Source organism: Arthrobacter sp. LAR12-1-1.1 (assembly GCF_040676555.1).
Classification (GTDB): Bacteria; Actinomycetota; Actinomycetes; order Actinomycetales; family Micrococcaceae; genus Arthrobacter.
Genome location: NZ_JBEGIG010000012.1, coordinates 419,182 through 441,235, shown reverse-complemented (window position 1 = coordinate 441,235; position 22,054 = coordinate 419,182). Strand labels below are relative to the sequence as shown.

Annotated in this window: 21 protein-coding genes and 1 tRNA gene; 8 read left to right on the top strand and 14 right to left on the bottom strand. The window is 66.8% G+C overall.

Annotated elements, in window-relative coordinates:
• Positions 1-39 precede the first annotated feature (39 nt).
• Positions 40-537, top strand: a complete 498-nt coding sequence (locus MRBLAR12_RS10145) for an Lrp/AsnC family transcriptional regulator (protein ID WP_229995409.1) — start codon at positions 40-42, stop codon at positions 535-537.
• Positions 538-583: 46 nt separating this feature from the next.
• On the opposite strand, the gene MRBLAR12_RS10140 is transcribed toward MRBLAR12_RS10145, so the two are convergent.
• On the bottom strand, positions 584-1,861 hold the full coding sequence (locus MRBLAR12_RS10140; RefSeq protein WP_364745662.1) for an MFS transporter: 1,278 nt from the start codon (positions 1,859-1,861) through the stop codon (positions 584-586).
• 176 nt (positions 1,862-2,037) lie between these two features.
• Here MRBLAR12_RS10140 and MRBLAR12_RS10135 point away from each other — a divergent pair, with 176 nt between their 5' ends.
• Complete coding sequence (locus tag MRBLAR12_RS10135; protein WP_229995407.1) at positions 2,038-2,577, top strand: Lrp/AsnC family transcriptional regulator; 540 nt, start codon at positions 2,038-2,040, stop codon at positions 2,575-2,577.
• Between the two features lie 7 nt (positions 2,578-2,584).
• On the top strand, positions 2,585-3,580 hold the full coding sequence (gene corA / locus MRBLAR12_RS10130) for a magnesium/cobalt transporter CorA (RefSeq protein WP_229995406.1): 996 nt from the start codon (positions 2,585-2,587) through the stop codon (positions 3,578-3,580).
• On the opposite strand, the gene MRBLAR12_RS10125 is transcribed toward corA, so the two are convergent.
• The 5 genes from MRBLAR12_RS10125 to MRBLAR12_RS10105 form a co-directional block, all read right to left on the bottom strand.
• Positions 3,577-3,900, bottom strand: a complete 324-nt coding sequence (locus tag MRBLAR12_RS10125) for a hypothetical protein (RefSeq protein WP_364745659.1) — start codon at positions 3,898-3,900, stop codon at positions 3,577-3,579. The genes corA and MRBLAR12_RS10125 overlap by 4 nt on opposite strands.
• A 142-nt stretch (positions 3,901-4,042) precedes the next feature.
• Complete coding sequence (locus MRBLAR12_RS10120; RefSeq protein WP_229995404.1) at positions 4,043-4,762, bottom strand: hypothetical protein; 720 nt, start codon at positions 4,760-4,762, stop codon at positions 4,043-4,045.
• 167 nt (positions 4,763-4,929) lie between these two features.
• Positions 4,930-6,522, bottom strand: coding sequence for an ABC-F family ATP-binding cassette domain-containing protein (locus tag MRBLAR12_RS10115; protein ID WP_229995403.1), 1,593 nt, complete (start codon positions 6,520-6,522; stop codon positions 4,930-4,932).
• Entirely contained in the window at positions 6,519-6,989 is a 471-nt protein-coding gene (locus tag MRBLAR12_RS10110) for a GatB/YqeY domain-containing protein (RefSeq protein WP_229995402.1), read from the bottom strand. Before MRBLAR12_RS10110 ends, MRBLAR12_RS10115 begins: the two co-directional genes overlap by 4 nt.
• A 25-nt stretch (positions 6,990-7,014) precedes the next feature.
• Entirely contained in the window at positions 7,015-7,386 is a 372-nt protein-coding gene (locus tag MRBLAR12_RS10105; RefSeq protein ID WP_364745655.1) for a hypothetical protein, read from the bottom strand.
• A gap of 324 nt (positions 7,387-7,710) precedes the next feature.
• On the opposite strand from MRBLAR12_RS10105, the gene MRBLAR12_RS10100 reads away from it, so the two are divergent.
• On the top strand, positions 7,711-8,580 hold the full coding sequence (locus MRBLAR12_RS10100; protein ID WP_356815824.1) for a glycosyl hydrolase: 870 nt from the start codon (positions 7,711-7,713) through the stop codon (positions 8,578-8,580).
• Positions 8,581-9,042: 462 nt separating this feature from the next.
• Entirely contained in the window at positions 9,043-9,426 is a 384-nt protein-coding gene (locus tag MRBLAR12_RS10095) for a hypothetical protein (RefSeq protein WP_364745652.1), read from the top strand.
• A gap of 118 nt (positions 9,427-9,544) precedes the next feature.
• Here the strand turns inward: MRBLAR12_RS10095 and MRBLAR12_RS10090 are convergent, their stop codons facing one another.
• The 7 genes from MRBLAR12_RS10090 to galU all read right to left on the bottom strand — a co-directional run bounded on the left by MRBLAR12_RS10090 (position 9,545) and on the right by galU (position 15,504).
• A complete protein-coding gene (locus MRBLAR12_RS10090; protein WP_229995399.1) occupies positions 9,545-10,147 on the bottom strand; it encodes a GNAT family N-acetyltransferase in 603 nt (200 codons plus the stop codon).
• A 97-nt stretch (positions 10,148-10,244) separates the two neighbouring features.
• A complete protein-coding gene (locus tag MRBLAR12_RS10085) occupies positions 10,245-11,009 on the bottom strand; it encodes a hypothetical protein (protein ID WP_229995398.1) in 765 nt (254 codons plus the stop codon).
• Positions 11,010-11,784: 775 nt separating this feature from the next.
• Positions 11,785-11,857, bottom strand: a tRNA-Ala gene (locus tag MRBLAR12_RS10080).
• Positions 11,858-11,903: 46 nt separating this feature from the next.
• Positions 11,904-12,716: an SDR family oxidoreductase gene (locus MRBLAR12_RS10075; protein ID WP_364745649.1), complete on the bottom strand. Its 813-nt coding sequence runs from the start codon at positions 12,714-12,716 to the stop codon at positions 11,904-11,906.
• Positions 12,717-12,825: 109 nt separating this feature from the next.
• Complete coding sequence (locus MRBLAR12_RS10070; RefSeq protein WP_364745991.1) at positions 12,826-13,821, bottom strand: hypothetical protein; 996 nt, start codon at positions 13,819-13,821, stop codon at positions 12,826-12,828.
• A gap of 139 nt (positions 13,822-13,960) precedes the next feature.
• On the bottom strand, positions 13,961-14,581 hold the full coding sequence (locus MRBLAR12_RS10065; RefSeq protein WP_229995396.1) for a GNAT family N-acetyltransferase: 621 nt from the start codon (positions 14,579-14,581) through the stop codon (positions 13,961-13,963).
• A gap of 5 nt (positions 14,582-14,586) precedes the next feature.
• Complete coding sequence (gene galU / locus MRBLAR12_RS10060; RefSeq protein ID WP_364745646.1) at positions 14,587-15,504, bottom strand: UTP--glucose-1-phosphate uridylyltransferase GalU; 918 nt, start codon at positions 15,502-15,504, stop codon at positions 14,587-14,589.
• Positions 15,505-15,609: 105 nt separating this feature from the next.
• Here galU and MRBLAR12_RS10055 point away from each other — a divergent pair, with 105 nt between their 5' ends.
• From MRBLAR12_RS10055 to MRBLAR12_RS10045, 3 genes are all read left to right on the top strand, one after another.
• On the top strand, positions 15,610-16,233 hold the full coding sequence (locus MRBLAR12_RS10055; RefSeq protein ID WP_364745643.1) for a 5-formyltetrahydrofolate cyclo-ligase: 624 nt from the start codon (positions 15,610-15,612) through the stop codon (positions 16,231-16,233).
• Between the two features lie 155 nt (positions 16,234-16,388).
• Complete coding sequence (locus MRBLAR12_RS10050) at positions 16,389-16,637, top strand: FmdB family zinc ribbon protein (RefSeq protein ID WP_364745640.1); 249 nt, start codon at positions 16,389-16,391, stop codon at positions 16,635-16,637.
• A gap of 171 nt (positions 16,638-16,808) precedes the next feature.
• Complete coding sequence (locus tag MRBLAR12_RS10045) at positions 16,809-17,705, top strand: RcpC/CpaB family pilus assembly protein (RefSeq protein ID WP_364745637.1); 897 nt, start codon at positions 16,809-16,811, stop codon at positions 17,703-17,705.
• Between the two features lie 89 nt (positions 17,706-17,794).
• On the opposite strand, the gene MRBLAR12_RS10040 is transcribed toward MRBLAR12_RS10045, so the two are convergent.
• Complete coding sequence (locus MRBLAR12_RS10040; RefSeq protein ID WP_364745635.1) at positions 17,795-22,018, bottom strand: AAA family ATPase; 4,224 nt, start codon at positions 22,016-22,018, stop codon at positions 17,795-17,797.
• Positions 22,019-22,054: the final 36 nt, after the last annotated feature.

The window sequence follows — 22,054 nt, the reverse complement described above, 5'->3', positions numbered from 1 at the left end:
GCCGTTTATGATGAATAGACCACACTACGAGGAGGATCCGTGAGCAGCAGTGCGAAGAATGTTCGGCCGGGAGCCAGCGAGCCGCTGGACGCGATCGACGAGCGCCTGCTCGCTGCCCTCGTCGCGGACGCCCGCATCTCGAACAAGCAGCTGGCAGAGCTCGTGGGGATCGCGCCGTCGACCGCGCTGATGCGCACCCGCGCCCTGTCGGAGCGCGGCATCATCGAGGGCTTCGAGGCCAATCTGAGCCTGTCCGCGATCGGACGCTCGGTCCAGGCCCTCATTGCGGTCCGGCTCCGGGCCCACGACCGCGAGCAGATCGACCGGTTCACAGCCCGGGTGCCCAAGCTCCCGGCAGTGCTCTCGACCTTCCACACGTCCGGGTCGGTGGACTATCTGCTGCACATCGCCGTGGCCACCACCGAGGACCTTCGGGACTGGGTGCTGGACAACCTGGCCACCGACCCCGTAGTGGGCCACACCGAAACCACGCTGGTCTTTGACCACATCCAGGGCAACCACGGCCCGTTGCCGTAACCGGGGCGACGGCGCGCCCGTTGCCGACCGCGCACTTGCCGGCGCACTAGACCTGCTGGCGCACATGGACCGGCTGGCGCACATAGACCGGCTGGCGCAGGGCGGTCCGCAGCGTTACGGCCGCCAGCGTCAGCGCGGCGGCGGCGCACAGCGTGACGAAACCGGCGACGGCGGCCTGCAGCCCGACCATACCGGCCGCGAGCCCCAGTCCGATCACGGGGAAGGCGCTGCCAAGGTACGTGATGACATAGACGGTGCTGATGATCTGGGCGTGCCGGGCGGCCTCCACCTTGCCGGCGACGTCGTTGAAGACGGTCCGGAAGGCCACGCCCTGCCCCACGCCGGCAGTGATGCTGGCCAATATCAGCAGCCACGGGCTGCTCCAGGCAGCGGCCGCAGCGATCAGCAGGACGGAGACGCCCAAGACAGCCAGACCGGCGGACACGGCAAACCGGCCCCGGACGGCCAGCAGCTGGCTCAGGGCCGAGGAACCCAGCGTCAGCCCGGCCAGCAGGCCGATCAGCGGCCGTGAGTCGGCGTGGACAATCTGGGCGAAATAGCCAGGCGCGAGCGAGAGGCAGAAGCCGAAGACCGTAAAGCTCAGAAAGCCCACGGAGGACGCCAGCCAGAAGGCGCCGCGCGCGTCGCTGGAGACCGAAGGCCGCCGCGGCGCCAGGACACGCAGCGGCTGGGGTCCGGCATGCAGGCTGATGGCGGGCCGCGCCTTGAGCAGGTAGAGGGGCACCAGCACGGCCGCGAGGACGACGGAGTGCAGGTAGTACGGGGTCGTCGTCGGGCCCGGCAGGAGTGAAAGCAATCCGCCGATCGCGGGACCGGCCGCGACGCCCCCGGCCGAGGCCAGGAGCGTGAACCGGGAGGCCCACTCCGGACGGCTGGGCAGGAGTTCGCGCAGGGCAGCCGAGCTGGCGCCGGTGGCGAGCGCCACGGCGACGCCCTGCAGCGCGCGCCCGGCGCAGAGCGCCACGAGGCTGTCCGCGGTGGCGAAGACAAAGCCGCCGGTCAGGCCCACCAGTACCGCCAGCACGAGGGCGGCGCGGCGTCCGATGTGGTCGGACCAGTGACCGGCCAGGACCAGGGTGGCCACGAGCGCCAGGACGTAGGCCGAGAACGCCACCGTGACGTCGAGCGCCGTAATTCCCAGTTTTGCCTGCAGCAAGGGGTACAGCGGAGTCGCCAGATTCGCGCCGACGAGCAGCGTAAAGATCACGACGCCGGCCATTACGAGCCGTGCGGTGGTGGAAGCGTCCCAGCCCCAGCGGTCAGCTGTGGCCGGGCGCATGCGAAGTTCGCTGAAGACTGTCATGGCCGTGCCCTTGCAAAGTGCAGGCCGGGCTTTCCCTGTTGTGGGGGAAACACCCGGCCTGGTTGAAAGATTCGTACCTACAGAATGCAATACCAATGATCTACATGGCCAAATTCTGTGTCAAAATTGAGCAAAACAGTCATTCTCTGGCTGTTGAAGTGAACTGGAGTGATGATTTGAACAGTCTGGACCCCACCGACCTCAAAATTCTGCTGGAGCTGATCCGGGATCCGCGGATCCAGATCGGCGACCTCAGTGATGCCCTGGGCATCGCCCGGAACACCGCCCAGTCGCGCGTGCGGCGCATGCTGCGCTCGGGCGTGTTGCACGACGGCGGCCGCGAAATCGACCTGGAAGCGGTGGGGTACGACGTCGTCGCCTTCGTGACGATCGAGGTCAACCACCGGGAACTCGACGGCGTCGTCGGGGCCCTGCGGCTGATCGCCCAAGTCCTGGAAGTCCATGAGATCTCCGGGCGCGGCGACGTCTGGTGCCGGGTGGTGGCAACGGATACGCACAACCTCCAGGCGGCCCTCCGGTCGATCCTTCGGATCAAGGGCGTCATCCGCACCGAGACCGTACTGGCGCTGCACACCCATATCCCCTACCGGACCGAACCTTTGATCAGCCGGCTCGCCCAGGGCAACGCGCTGACCCCCGGCCGGTCCGCGCCGCGGCGGGCCGATCCCGCCGAACCCCAGATGAACAAAGGATAATGTCCCGGTGACTATCATCGACAACGCCGTCTACGTGGACGGAATACGCAGCGCCGAGCCGCGGAACCTCGAGCAGACTTTCGAGACCCTGACCGAGCGCGGGGGCATGGCCTGGATCGGGCTCTACCGGCCCACGCCCGGTGAAATGGCGGCTGTGGCGGCGGAATTCGGCCTGCACGGGCTGGCGGTCGAGGATGCAATTTCTGCCCATCAGCGCCCCAAACTGGAACGCTACGACGACAACCTGTTCACTGTTCTCCGGCCTGCCCGGTACCTGGACGAGACCGAGACCGTGGAGTTCGGCGAACTGCACATCTTCACGGGCAGGAACTTCGTGGTCACCGTCCGGCACGCCGAGACGAAAGTCGTGGGCCAGGTCCGGCGCCGGCTGGAGGACCGACCCGACCTGCTGCGCCACGGCCCCGAGGCCGTCCTGTACGCACTCATGGACCAGGTGGTGGATGACTACGGGCCCGTGGTGGCCGGGCTCGAAAACGACATCGACGAGATAGAGGACCAGCTCTTCAGCGGCGACCCGCTGGTGTCCCGGCGGATCTACGAACTCGCCCGGGAAGTCATCCATTTCCAGCGCGCCATCCACCCGCTCCCTGCAATGATGCAACAGCTCCGGCGGGGCTTCGAGAAGTACCGGGTGGACACGGAACTGCAGCACAGCCTCCGCGACGTCGAGGACCACGTGGAGCGGCTGATCTCCCGCGCCGATTCCTTCCGTGACCTGCTGCAGAACGCGCTCACCCTGGACGGGACCCTGACCGCCAACCGCCAGAACGAGGCCAGCGCGGAACAAAACGAGCAGGTCAAGAAGATCTCGTCGTGGGCCGCGATCCTCTTCGCACCGACATTTGTGGCCGGACTGTACGGCATGAACTTCGACCACATGCCGGAACTGCACTGGACGTTCGGCTACCCGATGGCAGTCGCGCTCATGGCCGCCACGGCGGCGCTGATGTACACCATCTTCAAGAAGAAGGGCTGGCTCTAGCCGGAAGCGCGGCGGTCCCGGACCTGGGCCATAAGCCGCCGGAACGCCAGGATAAAGACGACCTCGGCCAGTACCATGAGCCCGAGCAGCAGCCACTTCCCGCTGCCAATGAATACGATGGCCCCGATGAGAACCAGAATGCTGCCAAGCGCTAGGGAGTAGACGGCAAATCCGAGGGCAACCTTGGCGCTGCGGACGCCCGTGCGGAAGCCGAAGCCCTGCGGTTCCCCGCCGGGGTAGCCGGCGACCCTGTCCGGGCCTGCGGGCTTGAGCTGGTCGAACTCCTCCCACGGGTCGCGGTCCTGCTCCTGGTTGGTCATGTTCTTATTATCTCGCGGACCGGACCGTCGCGCCCCTGAAGGCGGCCGGCCGTGACGTTATTCGCGGCATCCCATTTTCGCGCCGTCACAGCGACGGCGGCCCGGACCAATGGTCCGGGCCGCCGTTTCAGAGCTGTTCGCGCTACTTGTTGTGGCGGTGTTCGCCGGAGCCGCCGTGCTCCTTGGACTTGCCGGAGTGATCGCTTCCGCGGTCCTCAGCGTCGCCGCGGTGTTCGGAGGCGTTGGCCTGGCCAGCGGCGCGGTGCTCGTTGGCATTCTGGTGCGCCCATCCGCTGTTGCCATTCCACTGGTGCGAGCCGTCGGATTCCAGCGCATCGGCCGAGTCCTGCTCATCATCTTCGGCCGGTGCCGGAGACTCCGGAGCGGCGGGTGCTGGAGACTCGGGAGCGGCGGGGGCGGGGGCAGCAGGTCCATTCTCGTCGGAGTCCTCGTCCGTGCCCTGATCGTCCGCGTCCTGGCCGTCGGAGTCCTGGTCCGTGCCCTGATCGTCCGCGTCCTGGCCGTCGGCTTCGGGAGTCTCCGGCCCGGCCGGATCGCCCGACTCGGCGGACTCTCGATCATCGGCTTCCTCGTCGTCGGCTTCGGGAGTTTCGGCCCCAGCCGGACCGCCCGACTCGGCGGACTCCTGGTCGTCCGCTCCCGGCGTCTCAGGCTGAGCCGGATCGTCCGGCTCAGCCGTCGCGGTGCCGGTCGACGTCGTGGTCGACGTCGGGTCAGCCGGAAGATCTGGGGTCACGGTAGCGGCTGCGGCGCCTGCGCCGCCGGTGACGACGACGGACGCAACAACTACTGCTTTGCCGGTGGTGCCCAACGCACCAAGCCAGCCGAAGATTCCTGCCATGAGAGAGATACCTTTCAACGCGGCGAGTGAGACCGCTGCCGGTCCCCCATCGGCAGCCAGCGCCACGTTACCGGACAGAACCCAGCACGTTTCGGCCGTTCACGCGCTTCTGCCACAACCTGAGCCAATGCTGAGCCAACGCTGAGCAAAGGTTCATCTTGCGTTTGCTAGGCCGCGCGCACGTCGACCTCGCCGGGTTCCGCGCCGTCGCTGCCGAAGACCAGCCGACGAGTGGCGATTTTCTCGGTGAAGAACCGGTCGTGGCTGACCACGACGACCGCCCCGGGGAAGTGGAGCAGTGCCCGTTCCATCACCTGGGTGCTGGACATGTCCAGGTGGTTGGTGGGCTCGTCCAGGAGCAGCACCGAGGCACCGGACAACAGGCACTGAGCCATGGCGACGCGGGCTTTCTGTCCGCCGGATAGGTTGCCGATCTTCTGTTTGAGGTCGGCCTCGGAGAACTGGAACATCGCGAGGAACCTGTTCACGGACTTCTTCGTGGCGCTGAAGGCGAGGCTGTCCGGCAGCGCGTTGACCGCGTGCGAGACGGTGTCGGCGTCGTCGAGCTGTTCCAGCATTTTGTTGTACGAAACAAAACCGGGCCCCTTGGCCCAGACCACATCACCGGAATCAGTCGGTTCCTCCCCGGTCAGCACTTTCAGCAGCGTGGACTTGCCACTGCCGTTGGAGCCCAGGACCACAATCCTGTTGCCACGGCGGATCTCAAAGCTGAGGTCCTCGAACAACACTTTGTCGCCATAGGATTTGCCCAGCCCCTCGACCCGGCAGAGGACATCCTTCACGTGCAGCCCGCCGTAGATCTCGGTGACGATCTGGTCGACGGGCCGGGGTGTGCGCGCCTTCTTGATCTTGGCCAACTGGTTCCCCAGCCCGCGGCTGGCTGCCTTGGCGGCCTCGCGGCGGTCGGCGATGCCCTCCGCTTCAAAGGCGAGGAGCTCGGACTCGTGGACGAACTGCGCCTCGAGTGTTTTGAGCCGGAACTGCTTCTGGACAACGTACTCGGCGAAGTTTCCCGGGTATTCGTGCAGATGGAAGTTCTCCACCTCGATAATCCGGTTGACCACCGCATCGAGGAACTTCCGGTCGTGCGAGACGATGATCGCGGCACCCCGGTAGTCGCGGAACCAGCTTTCCAGCCATTCGACGCCGGCCACGTCGAGGTAGTTGGTGGGTTCATCCAGCAGCAATACGTCCGGACCCTCCAACAGGATCTTCGCCAAAGCAGCGCGGTTGCGCCACCCGCCGGAGAGTTCGTCAATCGCGCACGTGCGGTGCGCCTCGCTGAACCCCAGCGTGGTCAGGACGGTGTCGATGCGCCGCTTGTAGTCCCATCCGTCGAGACGGTCCATGTCCTCGAACAGCTCGGCCTGGCGCCGGATCAGCCGGTCCAGCTCTGCTTCGGCGGGGTCTGCCGCAATGGCGGCGTCGATGCCTGCCAGCTCGGCCTCGGCAGCCTTGATCTGGACGAACAGTCCGTCAAGGACCTCGAGGATGGTCGCCTCGCCGTCCAGCTCGGAAAACTGGGAGAAATACCCCACCCTGGTTCCCTGCTCCACGGTGACCGTTCCGGTGTCCGGGGACACCTGGTCCAGGATGAGCTTGAGTATGGAGGTCTTCCCCGAGCCGTTTTTGCCGATCAGGCCCACCCGGTCCCCGGGTTCCAAGCGGAAGAACGCCTCGCGAAGGATCTGTGTGTTGTCGAAACGGACGCCGACGTCGTGCAGCCGGATCAGGCTCATTGCTGCGCGAGACGGTTGCGGACGATTTCGCTGACGGCTTTGCCGTCAAAACGTCCGGCCACCGTGGCGGTGACGGGCTTCATCACTGCTCCCAGCTGACGCAGGGACAGCTCGACCCCGTCGGCCTTGAGCGCCGCGATGGTCTCGTCCACGATCGTCTCGACTTCGGCTGCGGTGAGTGGCTTGGGCAGGTAGGCTTCGATCACCTCGGCCTCGGCGATCTCGGCAGCGGCACGCTCGGCTTCGCCGGCTTCGGTGTAGATGCGGGCAGTGTCGCGGCGCTTGGCGGCTTCCTTCTGCAGGAGGGCGGTCACCTGTGCGTCGTCCAGCACGATTGGCGTCTTACCCGATTTCTCGCGGGTTTCGATCTCGCCCAGGACGTTGCGCACAGTGGTGAGGGCAACCTTGTTGCGGTCCTTCATGTGGCTCACGACGTCGGCGTGCAGGCGTTCTTTCAGGGTGGTCATAGTTCTCCTCGTGTTATTAACAAGGCTAGCGGCAGAACCCGTTGGCCCCGATCGCCGAGAGTACCCGCTGCGCGTCCTCGTCCGAGACGGCCGGGACGTCGCCGCCGGTGAACTCCGCTTTTGCGGCGGCGATGAGCTGGTCTTCCGGCGACTGCCCCAGAAGGCGGCCGCAGAGCCTGCGGGCCTTATCGACTGCCGTATCGCTTGGCAGCCGGGGGTCAATCGCGGCGAGCGAGGCCAGGAGGGCTTCCTGCTCGGCCGCGTCCGGTTTGGGAAGCGACGCCGGCAGGCCCGCGGACGCGCTCCCGGCGGACGGCTCGGGATTCGGCGAGGCGGAGCAGGCTGCGGTCAGCAGAAGCGTCAGCAGGGCAATCGCAATCACGATCATGTTCTTCATGGTTGGTGGCCTCGTCTGCACTGTGTTTCTGCACTGGGATTCTGCTGTGGGATTCTGCCGTGGATGTCTGCAGTGGATTTCGGCTGGTTTGCCGTTGATTTGCGTTTTGGGTTCCGCCGCGCAGATGGCAGCGCCGGCGCGGCCACGGCGCCGATCACGCATGTTCACACCATCTCATGAAAACTCTTTTGCCCCGCACGCGAAGCCGCCGGTATTGCGACACGTTGCGGCTGTTCCAAATGCCGAGAGAGTGGCGTAGCGTGATCTTGGTCACATCCGGTTGAGGATTGGTATCGGCCCGCTTCGCTTCGGAAGAAGGAATCCATGGATCGCCGGACATTTCTCACTGCAATGCTGGCTGCCCCGGCTGCGGCCGGGGCCAGTTTCGCCGCCACACCACCCCCAGGGCCGGTTCCGGCCCCGTCCGCACCATCCCTTGCCCGGACGGCCATCTCTGCCCCAAGGGCTCTTAAAGGCGCAGCCCACGGCGGAGACGATGCGTTGGCATTGAGACAAATCCGGAGCCTCAACGCCAACTGGTACTACTCCTGGGGATCCGCGTATACCGTCACGACCAACCCGGCCTTTGTCCCGATGGTGTGGAGCGCGAATGCTTTGCTCCGAAAGGACGCCCTTGGCGACGTGGCCAGGCAACTTCCCCAGACGAGGACCAGACACCTCCTCGCTTTCAACGAGCCGGACCACCCTGGCCAAGCCAGCATGTCTGTCGATGAGGCCATCCGGTTGTGGCCCCACCTTCAGTCCACCGGCCTGCGGCTGGGATCTCCGGCCACTGTCGGTGTCAGGAGCCCATGGTTGGACCAGTTCATGGCCAGGGCGCGGAAGGCGAATCTCCGGGTCGATTTCATGACGATGCATTCCTACGGTTCGCCGAACCCAGAGAGCTTCCTCGCAAAAGTTTGGTACTTGCATCACAGGTACGGAAGGCCGGTCTGGGTTACCGAATTTGCGGTTGCGGACTGGTCGGCAACCCCGGCACATCCGTCCAAATACACGACCCGCGAAATCGCATACTTCATGCAGGTTGCGGTAGCCGGCATGCGTGTGATGCCCTTCGTCGAACGGTTTGCGTGGAAATCCAGGGAACCCAGCGACCCTGCCATGGGCCCGTCAGCCCTCTACAAAACCAACGGCCAGCTGACATCACTCGGCCGGCTCTACGCTTCGCTGTGACCGGAGGGTACCGCGGCTACTTGTCCGGGCTGTCCTGTTCATCCTTACGGGTGGGAAGCACCAGAAGGGCGTCGCCGACGGGACGTTCCGCGCCGCCCGAGGGGATATTCAGAACGGCTCCTCCGGCAACAGCCGGTGGGCAAGCTGCCGGTTGGAAGAGCCGGTGAGCGGACCGTCAAGGGCGGCATCCACGCCGGGGCGCCCACCGGGAGACCACGGACACCGGTGGCCGGACACCGGTGTCCCGCGGTGATGGCGCGCGAGCGCCGAAACCACGCCGCGCCCGCCTCGTCGCCTGACACTGTCCGGGCTGCGGCTTAGGCTGATCGCATGCCGCCAACGCCTGCCCCGACTCCAGTTCCAGTTGAAGTCCTTCTCCACTCAAGTCCGGCCGAGTGGTGGCAGATCGTTGCCGCGCTTGCCCCTGTTGCGGTACTCATAGCGGCGGCAGTTGGAGCGTTTATGGCCTGGCAGACACTGCGCCAGAAGGCCATCTCCGACGACCGGGCCGAGTGGTGGAAACGGACACAATGGGCACTGGAACGTGCCCTGGACGAGGACGAGGACATCAAAGCCCTAGGGCTCGCAGCGCTGGATGTGCTCGCCGGCAGCGAGTTGGCACGGAACGAAGAGCTTGAACTCCTGGACATCGCGTGGAAGTCCGTGAACGGGCTTGCGGAAATTACGGACGGCGGGCCGCACGTCTCGGCGAAGGTTTCCCACCGTGCGGCCATCCCGCAGCACCGGGTTCAGGTCACCGCCGCCAGGCTGCGCGCCAGACTCGACAAGCGCCTCGGACGGCCGACTCCTCCCGGCACCACGGCCCTCGCCGAGGAAGAGCTCTAGCGGCCGCGCTAGCCCTGTTCGGCGTTGGCGCCCGGCCGCCCGAGGCTCTGACGGCCGACCAACAGATCATCCAGCAGGCCTTGACAACCAGTCGCCACGGCAGCCCCCACGAGTTAGGTCACGTGCCGCCGGGGCCCACCGGCCAATCCTCGAGTGGCAGCACGAGGATGATGGCCGCGCAGACGCACTCGGCGCCGCACTCGGGGCACAGGTAACCGCCCGCCTTCTGCGCGAATCCGGCCCGTTCCAGCATCCCGAGAGAAGATTGCTGTGGATCGGCCGAGACCCACGACGCGGACACAACATAGCGGCAACCGCAGGCCTTCAGAAAATCGAGACTGGCCGCAAGCATGGTGGTGCCGAGGCCCATCCCCCGGGCTGCGGGCGAGACGACAATGGACTTCAGCTCACCGATCCGGTGCCCGTCCAGGCCGGCCTCGACGCCGGCACGGCTCAGGAGGTCCTGCAGCGCATTGACGTCTTCCCGGCCCAGGAGGCGGGCCGTGGCCGCGCCGAAGAGCTGGCCGGGCCGGTTGCGGGCGCGGATGAGGACTCCCCCGTGGCCTGCCGTGAGTTCAGCCAGCTCGGAAGGGCGGATGAATCCAGAGCCGAGGGATTCGTTGAGGAGCGCTGCCGCTTCGGTGGCCACGGCGGGTCCCGGTGCGCCGACGTGCAGATTGACGTCCGACGCCGTCCGGGTGCTGATCGCTGTAGCTGTCATATTGGTCCTCTTCACGGGGTAGTCACGCACCATGGCGTCGCCTGGGCTTGCAGGACGGTCCGGCGGTGCCAGGTCGGAACGCCGGGATCTTATCCGGCTACGCGTATTTCAGGCTGAGCAGCATCGTTTTGAGCTGGGCGTACCGTCCGGATTCCATCCAGGCTTTCGCGGCGGCCGGCGAAGTGAAGGCCAGTGTGGACGGTGAATCAGTGAGGACGACGTAAGCGTTCATGATCCTGTCGGGCAGCGCGATCTGGTTGGACCCGGAGCTGCCGTCATGTGCCAGGAACTCGTGAGCTTCCCGGACATCCATGAAGTAGTGGAGACCGCCCGCCAGGTCCTCATCGTAGGCGAAGCCGAACTGCGCGGTTTCCCCTGACTTGTCCGTGATTCCTGATACGGGGCTGTGGTCCAGAACGGTCCGCTTGGCCGGACCCGCGGCGCCGTCGCCGTACTTACCGCTGTAAACGCGGGCCAATTCTGCGCCCGACTCGTCCGAGATGGTCGCCTCGAAGGAGATCTTCTGCTCTTCAGCGTTGTTTACCGGACCGGGCTTGACCGTGACGGTCCAGCCCGCCGGGTGGGTGAAGGAAATGTGGCCGTCCGGAAACGTGAACGTCTGCATCGGTGCAGACTGTCGGGTCTCCGGAGCAGGCGCCGCCGCCGTCTCACTGACTGCCGGGGTGAGGGTTGCCGCTGTTGTGGCTGCGGCACTGGGCGAGGGCTCCACAGTAGTGGCCGGCGCGCTCAGAGGCGTGGCGTTCGGCTCCGTGCTCGCCTGCGGGACGGCGCACGCCGCGGCAGTGAGCAGGACCCCCGTCAGTGCCGCGGTGAACAGCAGGCCGGTGATGCGTGAATTCAAGTTGTCCCCCAAGAGAAATGCGGGCTGCGGAGTCCGGTCCGGAGCGGGTCGATCATTGACCCTCTCATGCGTTAATCATGCGTCGGTTTGGGCCTGTCCGTCGCGACGTTCGCCGGGCGGTGGTGGGGTTCTCGGCGGATGTTTCCGTCATGACGATCCCTTATCTTCCGGCTCAGGTCGTTCCGGGAAAGTTCTGGACACTGGATTTCAAAGATTCCAGCTCCGCCAGGTCCTCATCCGTGGGTTCGGTCCGGTCGATGTCGAATGACAGGGCAGCACCAGGGACCACGGCGGTCGGAGCCGCGGGCTCGTCATGACCGGGCCATCTTCGGCCGACCCGTTGGCCCGGACGACTCTCGATCCGTGAGGGGTCAACTGGAACGCAGGGCCTCCGTCAATCCTGATGTCCCAATAGCCTCCCCCGAAGTACCGGAAAGTGCCCCGCTCCCCCTCCAGACCGAGGGCTGCCGAAAAATCGGTAGCGAATCGGCTGGCAAGAAAAACCGGATCGGCGCCGGCCATGAGATTGATGAGCTGCCTGTTGTTCGGGATCATCGTCACTCTCCCCCAAGAGTACGGAAGCTGCTGGCAATCGCCGCGGCTTTGCCGCTAACCTAGCACGCGAAATCGACCCGGGGCGGCTTCCTTGACAATATCTTGTTGACGTATTCGGTTCCGGTGACGGCACCGCACCTTTCGGCGAGGCGCTCTTAGTGATTTCACCTGGCAAAGTGTTTATTTCATCATTCAAGGGTTCAAAAACCCCTGCAAACTGTGGAGCTAAGGAGATTCGAACTCCTGACCTCTTCGATGCGAACGAAGCGCTCTACCAACTGAGCTATAGCCCCGAAGCAACGCCGGTCCTGAGGGAACGGCGTTGCCGGTGTCCCTAGGCTACAAACTATCTGCGCTGTTTTCCAGCCAGCCCCGGAATGTCTCGTTGCCGTGTCGTGCCTCCGGCACCAGGTTCAGCCCCTCGCGCAAATAGCGGCCCGTCGCGCCGGGCAGCGGCAGGCGCACCAGTTGGCCCTTGACGCCCGTGGCCCGCTGCCACTCCCGGGCAAAGTCGGCCATGTCCTTGGATTCCGGGCCGCCGAGGTTCAGCACCCGGTGCCGCGGTCCTGCGGCCGGAACCGGCCCCGGTTCCAGTGCGGTTTCCAGGAGCACCGCGGCCGCGTCGGCCGGCGACACCGGCTGGAACCGGGCGCCTCGCACCACGGGGATGATCCGCACTCTCGAGCCGGCGCCGAACATCATTGCCAGCAACGAATGAAACTGGGTGGCCCGGACCACCACTGTCTCCAGTCCGGACAGCTCGTAGACGTGTTCTTTGGCAGCCTTCGACCGGTAGAAGGCTGCCTTACTGCGACCACAGTTCACGATGGACAGCATGACGGCCCTCGCCGTACCCCCATCCCGAGCGGCGGCCAGAAGACGCGCGCCGCCGTCGGCGAAGTTCTTGCGCGCCGTCCCGGAGCGTCCCTCCAGGCAATCGATCACGACGTCGGCACCGGCCAGGGCGGCCGCGACACCTTCTCCCGTCGTCACGTCCGCGCGGAAGTATTCCGCGCCGCTGATGTTGGCGGCAGTGCCGGCCGCCGGCTGGTTGCGGCTGAGGACGGCCACCGAGTGCCCGGCATCGACAGCCCTGCGCACCACTTCACGGCCTACTTGGCCGGTTCCGCCGGCGACACAGATCCTTGTCATGACCCGAGGCTACCGCAACGAAGCCCGCCCGCGACGCCCCGGGGAAATGAAAACCCCGGGCAGCCATCGCTGGCTGCCCGGGGCGAAATCTCCGGAGGAACGGAGCGGATCAGGCGCGTCGCCGCTGGAGGACATCGTCCAGGTTGCTCAAAGCACTCTGGGCCTTGCTGAGCTGCTTTGACTCGGAATCGTCCGCGGCCCGCGGATCGGATGCGGCCGGCCGCGCGCCCTGCTTGAGAGACGGCTTCCCGACGGCTTTCGGCGCTTCAGGCAGGTCGAGCGGCATGGGAGCAGCGCGTTCGGCCTTCGCCGCTTCGACGTAGGTGGGCTTGGGAACATCGACGGGCTCCCAGCTGGAGCCCTCCGCGGCCGCCGCAGTTTCGGCTGCCAAAGCCGCCGAGGTATCCCCCGAGGCTGCCGCTTCGGCGAGGGCGGCCTGGCGGAGCTCCAGTGCGGTCAACGGCTTCGGTGCAGGCTTGGGAGTGACCCGGTCCGCCTCGGCGTCGAAGAGCGGGCTTTCCGGCCGGGCAGCGGGACGGCCGGCAGGAAGGGTGGGGACCTGTTCGGGCGCGGAAGGCCGCGCAGTAGTGCGTTCCGGGCTGCCCATGGCGGCACGGAATGCGGCGTTCATCTTCCGCCGGCGGTCGCGGACAGCGAGGCGGCGGAGCAGCGCCACGGCGGCGACGGCGCCCAGCAGGGCCGTCACGGGGAGCCAGCCGGAACCAATACCGAAAAGTCGAAGGGCCGCGGATACCACTCCTGTGAGGAGGGCCAGGAGGCCGGCTACCGCCAGCACCAGCCGTCCCCACCGAATCCGGAACGCCGGGGAGGTCGCTGCAGAATTCGGGTTCCTTCCGGCCGCCGCCCCGCTGCTTGGACCATGGCCTGCGGTGCCGCCGGCCGGTACTGCGCGCTGGGTGCTGGTCATGGGTTTCTCCTGCTGCGCTGTCATTTTCATAACCTTCCCCGCATGTGGATCTGCTGGTTCCATGTCCATGACGTCCGCCAGGAATTCGCCTGCAGGCTGCAGCTGGTGGCGCCCGTTCCGGAGAACGTAAGGCGCCACCCACACGATCCAGAGCGCAACAGCAATGACAAGGATCACAGAGCTGCTAAGAGGGAAGTCCACACTCAAAACCGTATGAGGTATATGGGGTGCTGCCCCGCATTGTCAGGGGTGTGTCGCGCGCGCCGGCCAGTGGCCGGCGCCGGGGCACCGTGGATGGTCAGGCGGCGTCACAGGTTCAGGCCTGGCGCGTCCTCAGCCACCGTGCGAGGAGGCCTTCCGGCACTTCCTCAGCCGTGAGCGCGAAGGTCCGGTGGTCCGCCCATTCGCCGTTGATGTGCAGGAACCTGGGCCGGAATCCCTCGTCGCGAAACCCAAGTTTCTCCACCACCCGCAGGCTCGGCGCGTTCTCCGGCCTGATGTTGATCTCCATGCGGTGCAGCCCAAGGGTGCCAAAGCAATAGTCCGTTGCCATGGCCACGGCGGTCGGGGCGATTCCCCGCCCGGCCCGTTCCTTGTCGACCCAATAGCCAAGCGTCGCCATCATGGCCGATCCCCACACGATCGAGGACACAGTCAACTGCCCCACGATCACCGGTGCCTGGTGGCCGGGCGTCCATTCCGCGATCACGAAGGGCAGGGCAGTGGCCTGCGCGGCCTGGGCCTTGAGCGAACGCACCATCTGCCGGTAGTCCGGCAGGCCGCCGCCGGGGACCGGGTTTGACGCCTCCCAGGGGGCCAGCCACTCGCAGTTACGGGACCGGAGTGCTGTCCACTCCTTGCGGTCCCGGTACCGGATCGGGCGCAACACGATCTCGCCACTCTCCAGGGTCACCGGCCAGGTGAAGCTGCCCCCCACGGGAGTTACTTTGCGAGGCTGGGGGCCAGGCTGGACGCGAAGCCGGGCAGCCATTCGCGCAGACCCGGGCCGAGGTCCTCACTGTCGCAGGCGAGCTGTACGCAGGCCTTGAGGTAGCTGAGCTTGTCGCCGGTGTCGTAGCGGCGGCCGCGGAAGACGACGCCGTACACGCCGTAGCCCTCGCCGGTGCCGGCCGAGAGCTCCTGCAGCGCGTCCGTGAGCTGGATTTCTCCGCCACGGCCGGGCGCGGTGCGCTCAAGCACTTCAAAGACGGCCGGGTGCAACACGTAGCGGCCAATCACGGCGAGGTTGGACGGGGCGTCCTCGACGTCGGGCTTCTCCACGAGCTGATTGACGCGGACGTAGTCCTCACCAACGATTGCCTCAACGTCGGCGCAGCCGTAGGCACTGATCTGGGACGGATCCACCTCGATCAGGGCGATCACCGACCCGCCGGTCTTGGCCTGGACTTCGATCATGGTGCTGAGCAGCTCATCGCGGGCATCGATGAGGTCATCGCCCAGGAGGACGGCGAACGGCTCCTGCCCGACGTGCTGCTTGGCCCGGAGGACGGCGTGGCCAAGGCCCATGGGATCGCCCTGGCGGACATAGTGAATGTCCCCTAGGTTGCTGGCGGCCTGGATGGACTCGAGCTTCGCCGTGTCACCCTTCGCCTTGAGGGTGGACTCCAGCGCCGGGACGCGGTCGAAGTGGTCCTCCAACGCCCGCTTGTTGCGGCCCGTGATCATCAGGATGTCGTTCAGGCCAACATTCACGGCCTCCTCAACGACGTACTGGATGGCCGGCTTGTCAACTACAGGCAGCATTTCCTTGGGCATGGCCTTAGTGGCCGGAAGAAACCTGGTACCAAGGCCCGCGGCGGGGATGACGGCCTTACGGACGGAAGCGTTCAGTGTATTCACTCGACTAATCTAACGGAGGGACCAATCATTGCGTAATTTTTATTCGAACCGCCCGGCAGGCCCTCCCGACACCTGGCGGCCGGAAGAGGCAGAGGACAGGCCAGCTTGGCGTCTAAAGAGGAAATACGCTCCAGCCACAGGGCGAAGCGTTCCGCACTCCCGCCGGCCGCACAGGATGCTGCCGCGGCGGGCATCGCCCGCCACGGGCTCGAGTGGGCCTCCGGGCAGGCCCGCGGCCGCCAAGGCATCTTCGCGGTGTACCTCGGTGTGGGCGCCGAACCGCCCACGCTGCCGCTGTTGACGGCCATGACCGTTGCCGGGCACCGGGTGCTGCTTCCGGTGTGCGAACCCGATATCTCGCTCAGCTGGGTGTATTGGACTCCGCAGTCCGGGTTTGTACGCAGCCGATACGCCCCCATCCAGGAGCCTGTCGGAGAACGCCACAGCACCGCCGTAATGCGCGACGCCACGGCAGTCATCCTCCCGGCCACCGCCGTGGATTTCTCGGGCAACCGCATCGGACAAGGCGGCGGCTACTACGACAAGTTCCTTGCCGCCCTGGCCGCCATGTCCCCCGCGTCCGGCGCAGCGTCCGACGCTGTCGCGTTGCCGACTGCGGCCGTCGTCTATGACACGGAGGTGCTGCCCGCGGGCAGCATTCCCGCCGAGTCGTTCGACCGGAAGGTCGACGTGGCGCTGACCCCGGGCGGGATCATCCGGCTCGGCTGATGCCGCCCCGGCTGATGTGGGTTCCTGCCAAGGTGATAGAATTGGCACTCAGGCCCTGCGACTGCTAAGGGCGGAACCGGTCGATAGGCATATCGGCAGTGATTCCGGCTCGGCAGCACGGGACCTGCTCGTTTGCCCCAGAGTGAGGATTTCCAGTGCCCACGTATGCATACGCCTGCAAGGACTGCAGCCATGCCTTCGAGATCGTGCAGTCGTTCAGCGACAACTCCCTGACGTCCTGCCCCGAGTGCCAGGGCACGCTGCGCAAGAAGTTCAACAGCGTCGGCGTAGTGTTCAAGGGCTCCGGCTTCTACCGGACCGATTCCCGCGACGCCAAGGGCAGCACGGTTTCCCCGGCTCCTGCAGCTCCTGCGGCCACCCCCGCACCCGCCCCCGCGCTCTAGCAGGACACCCGCCTGCTTAGGGCGGGCCCGTCAGACGCCGGCCTGTTCGGCGCCGGCCCGTCAGGTGGGCCTCTGCTGGCTGAGTCAGCGTAATCCTTGGGCCGGTGGCCATTGTCCACATAGGCGGTTCTGCGGCTCCCGTCGATGCGCCCGGGTCCGTAGCGTGACGGCATGGCCCTTTCACTCAGCGCGGTTTCCCCGCCTTGGCCCTGGACGTCATCCACCCCTTCGTCCGGGGCACCCTCCACGGCGTCGTCCCTGCCGTCCCTCCCCACGCCCGTCGAAGGCTCCGGCCGCTGGGCACGCGCCGGGATCCGCGCCGCCAACCTTCCCGCCGCCACGTTGTCCGCGGCGGGCCGCCCGTTCCGGAGCCGGGGCCCGGCGAAGACCCGCCGGCAACGGCCTCCCGGCCGCCGTCCGTCACGGCGCCGCCTGCGCGGCTGGATGAACGGGAACCGGCGACTTATCGCGGCCCTCCTGTTCTGCATCCCGGCCGGCCTCACGGTTCAGCAGCTAGCTCCCGCGCCCACTGCCACGGTGGTTGCTTTCGCCGCAGCGGCGGATCTTCCCGCCGGAAAGACCCTGGAACCCGGCGATGTCAGCAGCATCAGTGTCCCGCCGGGCCTTGTGCCTGCCGGCAACCCCGGCAGCGAGACCGCGTTCGAGGGAAAACAACTGGCCGCACCGCTGCGCCAGGGCCAACTCCTCACCGATGCCCAGATCCTTGGCCCGGGCCTGCTCGCGGGAAGCCCGCCCGGCTCTGCGGCCGTGCCGCTCAGGATGGCGGATCCGGCCTCCATCCAGCTGGTCTCCCCCGGGCAGCTCGTCAACGTGGTGCTCACCGGCGGCAACGGCTTTGACCAACCCGGCGAAAGCCAAATCCTGGCCGAAGCCGTTCCGGTGCTCTGGACGTCAGTGCAGGGCGGCAATGCTTCGCCGTGGCCCGCCACCGCGGAGACGGACGGGCTGATAGTCGTGGCAGCGGCGGCCGACCAGGCACGCAGACTGGCGGGCGCCTCTACCCAAGGCAAGCTGTTCTTCGTCCTTGTGGCGGCCGCGCCGGGCTAGGCCTGGGCAGCGCGCCGCGCTGGGCCCCGGGCAGCCCGTCCGCCGGGTGATGCCGGCACCGCAGGCTCCGCGGTGCCGGCCACACAACGTCAGCCCCAGTGCGGTGGCTTCTGCTCCTGGAGCCATGCGTCGTGATCGTAATTGTCAGGCTGGTCACCCCAGCGCCGGGGGTCATCTTCCGCCGCCTTGTTCGGCAGCACGCCTTCGGGGACCGTGGCCGGCGCCTCCGAACGGCGGGACGGCTCCTTCGCCGTTTCCTGGTCCGGCCCGTCACCGGTCAACTCGCCGGACTTCGGCTCAGCGGTCTTGGGCTCAGCGGTCTTGGGCTCAGTGGCGCTGGTCGCGTCGTCCCTCTTGGCGCCGGTGTTGTCTCGGATGTCGCCGTCCGCACTCATGCCGCCGGCCTCCTTACTGCCTGAATTGCCTGTCATTCCTGTTGCTGGTTCCTGCCGGCGGTAGTCCTGGCCCGCAGTTCCGCGGCCTCGAAATACCTGCCCCGCGGGTTCGTCCGCCACGTGGTACTCAGCGGCCCGCGCCTGGTCAATCGCCAGGTGGTCGATGTCGTCATCGAAGAACCCGTGCGATGTCCGGAGCCGGCCGGACACGGCAGGTTTCTCCAACCCGAGGTAGCCGCCAATCCGATCGGCACAGGCCGAGGGATCTGTGAAGACCTCTATGGTCCATAGTGGCATGTAGCGCCAGCCAAGCCGCTCCAGGAGCTGCGGCCGGAGCCTGCTGCGTTCCCGGACGCTCATCCGCCGGTAGTGGCCGGTGCCATCTGACTCGATTGCTACCGGACGGGGAATATCAGCATCGTCCTGGCCGATCGTGGTCATCGGATCGGCGGCCGCCACCATGTTCAGGACGCCGTCGTACTGGTGCCATACCCGTGCCCCACGTGCCCGGAGCCGGTCGCCCAGGTCGGCCACGAGCGGATCGGCGCCGAGCGCCTGCTCGCTGGCCGCGGCCCGGGACGCGGGGCTGCCAAGATCTGTATTGCCCGCGATCTCACGGTCCAGCAGTTCATAGAAGTCCACGGCGCCGTGGCTGAGGCGGCTGACATCGAGGTCTTCGGGGCGGAAGCAACTGAGCACGTGCAGGGACCGGCGGGCTCGCGTCATCGCCAGCGCGAATTTGGCCCGGCCGCCGTCGGCGGAGAGCGGCCCGAGGCTGTGGAGGGTGCGCCCATGCGGGGTGCGGCCATAGCCCGGGGAAAAAATGACGTGGTCGCGGACCAGGCCCTGGGCCCGTTCCAGATCCACCACGCGGAAGGACTCGTCCCCCGCCGTGAAGAAGCTGCCGAGCATAGGGTAGTTGGGCAGCTGCGCCCTGATGGCCTCGCCGATTCGGGCGGCGTGGCGAAGGCTGCCGGTCACCACGGCCAGCGAGGTCCGCGGCCGGAGCCGGGCGTGCTCGAAGACGAGCTCCACCGCACGGTTCACCTCGGCAACAACCGATTCAACGCCGTCGTGGTCAGCGCTGGGCAGCCCCGTGCCGTCGGGCAGGTACTCCACGCTGAGGGTACGGTCAAGGCCCGTGGCGGATTGCCCCTCAGGGAGCCGGGAAAGTTCCCCGGCGTAGAAACCCTTGCTGAGCTGGCGCACCAGGTCTTCATCGACCGCACGGTACACGGTCCTCAGGTTCCAGACCGGAAGCACAGCGGAGAGTGCCCGGTACGAGCTCTCAACGCTTTGGGAGGAGCTCTCCCCGGCCGCGAGCCGTTCGACGCCCACGGTAAAGGTCCGGGGGCTGGCAACCTGTTCGTCGCCGAAGGCGATGACCTGCCGGGACCGGGCGATGGCCGGAAGGACTGCCTGCAGCGAAGTCGTCTCCGCGTCGAGGATCACGACGGCGTCGAAGGTCTGCTCGATCGGCAGGAGGCCCGTCAGGAGATAGGGGCTGACGGACCATACCGGGACAAGGGTGGGCAGCAGCTCCTGCGCCTGGCCGCTCAGGGCTGCCAGGGTCACCCGGCCGTCCTTGAGCAGGCTGCGCAACAGCTCGGCCTGGCGGGGGTACGCCGCGATTGCCGTACGCCACCGCTCGGACAGGTTCCACCGCAGCCGGGCAGCACCACTGGCGATATGGGCATTGTCCGCGAGCCGGTACTCCGCCTCAAGCTGGCGCAGGGCGTCGCCGTCGGACATGGCGAGGTAGTCATCGCCGCTGATCATGGCTTCCAGGGCCGACTGCCACCAGGCCAGCTCCAGCTCGGCGGTCACCGACCCCTCCGGAACCTCGCGCTCTGCAAGGTCAGCGAGGAGCTCGCCGAGGCCGTGCTCACGCATGCTTTCGACCAGCAGGGTGCGCTCGGGCAGGGTTTCCAGGGTCGCGGTGTCGGCGACGAGCCGCCGCACCCGGGGCAGGAGTTCATCGTACGGCGCGCGATCCACATCGCCGCCGGCGGCGGTCTGCTTGACCGCCTGGCCGAGTTCAGCCAGTTCCGCTGCGAGCTCCCGGTACAGGCCCGTGATTTCGCCCAGCCCGGACGGCACGGCCGGGTGCCGCTGCGTGGTGGCGTAGCCGGACCAGGCGGCGCGCTGCTCCTGCACGAGGACCAGGGAACTGTGCAGGTCCGCGATGTGCACGCCGGGCCGGACGTATTCCTTGGCCACCCGGCGCAGGCGCGAGCGCTGCATGGACGGCATCTCGATCCCGCGTTCCCGGCGCCAGGCGGAGGACGCCGTGGCGGAGATCAGGTCATGGACCGGCCGGTCAAAGATGTCGGGAGTGAACTTGTCCAGGCTTTCGCGGACGGCCACGAGAAGTTCGATCTGCTCGCCCCATTCGGCGAACGTCCCGCCGAGCCGGATCTCTGCGTGTTCCGCCACGGCGTCCATGCGCCCGCGCAGCAACGGCAGTTTCTCCGCCACGGACTGGGCAACGTTCTGCGCTTCCTGCGTTTCCTTGCGGGTGAGCAGACGCGCGCCGTGCCAGGGGCTGGTGGTGGACGCGCGGCTGAAGCTGCCGAGCTCGGCGGCTCGGCGGAGCCGGCCGGCGAGTTCCTCGCGGTCCCGGATGTTGTCCAGTACGCTGCGCTTGAGCCGGACCGTCGTGGCCGGCGCCGGCTGGATGGAGGTCAGTTCTGCCAGCGACTGCATGGCCTCGTACGGCGAGCAGCCCCAGCGGGCCCGGACATTGTGCAGGGATGCGACGTGGTCCATCAGGGCGTGGCGGTGCCCGGTCAGCGTGGCGTGCAGGTTGCTCAGCTGCGGCTGGAGAGACTTCTCGTTGCGGACGATCGCCCGGACCAGCTGGCCCTTGAGCTGCAGCGGGCTGGCGTTGCCGGTGAGCTGCAAGAGCACCGAATCCAAGCCAAGGCCGTCCAGCTGCGCGGAGATCTCGGCGAGGCTGGCACGCCGGTCACCCACCACCAGGACGGACTTGCCCTCGTCCACGAGGGCGCCGATGGTGTTGATGACGGTTTGGGTCTGGCCGGTGCCCGGCGGGCTGCTGACCACCAACGAGTCACCCGCCCGGACGGCGTCGATGACATACTGCTGGTCCGTGTCGGCGTCGAGCAGCAAAAGCTCCTCGGCCGGGTCCCGCTCATCCGTACTGGGGAAGCGGCCGGGCTCAAGCGCGGGCACGTCGACCCGTTCGCCGGAACCGGACCGTGCCAGCGCGGTGACAAGGGGGTTGTTCTGGTTGATCCACGGATCATCCAGGTTGCCGGAGAGGTCCGCAAAGGTGGAGACGAGCAGGTTGTGCTCGACTTCCGCGCCGTGGATCGGCTGGACCAGGGTGCCAAGACGGTCCAGAACCGGCTGGGGGTCATAACGGGCCGTGCTGTACGCCATCCGCGTGACCGCGTTGACGTCAAAGACGATCCCGTGGACTGACTTGAGGTGCCGAACCAGCGCCGGGTTGATCTGCGCCTGTTCGGTGAGTTGAAGTTCGTAGTCGTCCTCGCCGGGGCGCACGGTGAGGGAAATGGCGGTGAGCATGACCGGGGCCGAGATCCGTTGCGGCTTACCCCCGACGGCGGACGTCCAGACGACCGTGCCGGCGGAGAAATACCCCGCGTCGATGCCGCGGTCATTGGCGAGTTCGAAAATCTTGGAGCGCAGGTTCCGCGATGCCCTGGCCGCAACAACATACTGCTGGCGGTCGCGGATCAACGTCGAGAGCCGGGTGCGCCGGCCTGCCATCAGCTGGGCAAGCCCGGACGGATGGGCATGGGTCAGGTCGATCGAGCCTTCAGGCGTTTTGGTGAAGCGCAGCATGGTATCTGCTCCGGTGACGGGCTTGAGCTCCGACAGCCATTTCCTGAACTCCTCGGAGCCCTCGGGGTGGCCTTGACCAACTGACACTGCTGCCTTCTTTTCTGTGCTCGATTTCTCTGCGCC

Excerpts from the sequence above, each read along its gene's own strand:
- MRBLAR12_RS10140 (WP_364745662.1), bottom strand. The coding sequence starts at position 1,861 with ATGACAGTCTTCAGCGAACTTCGCATGCGCCCGGCCACAGCTGACCGC.
- MRBLAR12_RS10125 (WP_364745659.1), bottom strand. The coding sequence starts at position 3,900 with ATGACCAACCAGGAGCAGGACCGCGACCCGTGGGAGGAGTTCGACCAG.
- MRBLAR12_RS10120 (WP_229995404.1), bottom strand. The coding sequence starts at position 4,762 with ATGGCAGGAATCTTCGGCTGGCTTGGTGCGTTGGGCACCACCGGCAAA.
- MRBLAR12_RS10115 (WP_229995403.1), bottom strand. The coding sequence starts at position 6,522 with ATGAGCCTGATCCGGCTGCACGACGTCGGCGTCCGTTTCGACAACACA.
- MRBLAR12_RS10110 (WP_229995402.1), bottom strand. The coding sequence starts at position 6,989 with ATGACCACCCTGAAAGAACGCCTGCACGCCGACGTCGTGAGCCACATG.
- MRBLAR12_RS10105 (WP_364745655.1), bottom strand. The coding sequence starts at position 7,386 with ATGAAGAACATGATCGTGATTGCGATTGCCCTGCTGACGCTTCTGCTG.
- MRBLAR12_RS10100 (WP_356815824.1), top strand. The coding sequence starts at position 7,711 with ATGGATCGCCGGACATTTCTCACTGCAATGCTGGCTGCCCCGGCTGCG.
- MRBLAR12_RS10095 (WP_364745652.1), top strand. The coding sequence starts at position 9,043 with ATGGCCTGGCAGACACTGCGCCAGAAGGCCATCTCCGACGACCGGGCC.
- MRBLAR12_RS10090 (WP_229995399.1), bottom strand. The coding sequence starts at position 10,147 with ATGACAGCTACAGCGATCAGCACCCGGACGGCGTCGGACGTCAATCTG.
- MRBLAR12_RS10075 (WP_364745649.1), bottom strand. The coding sequence starts at position 12,716 with ATGACAAGGATCTGTGTCGCCGGCGGAACCGGCCAAGTAGGCCGTGAA.
- MRBLAR12_RS10045 (WP_364745637.1), top strand. The coding sequence starts at position 16,809 with ATGGCCCTTTCACTCAGCGCGGTTTCCCCGCCTTGGCCCTGGACGTCA.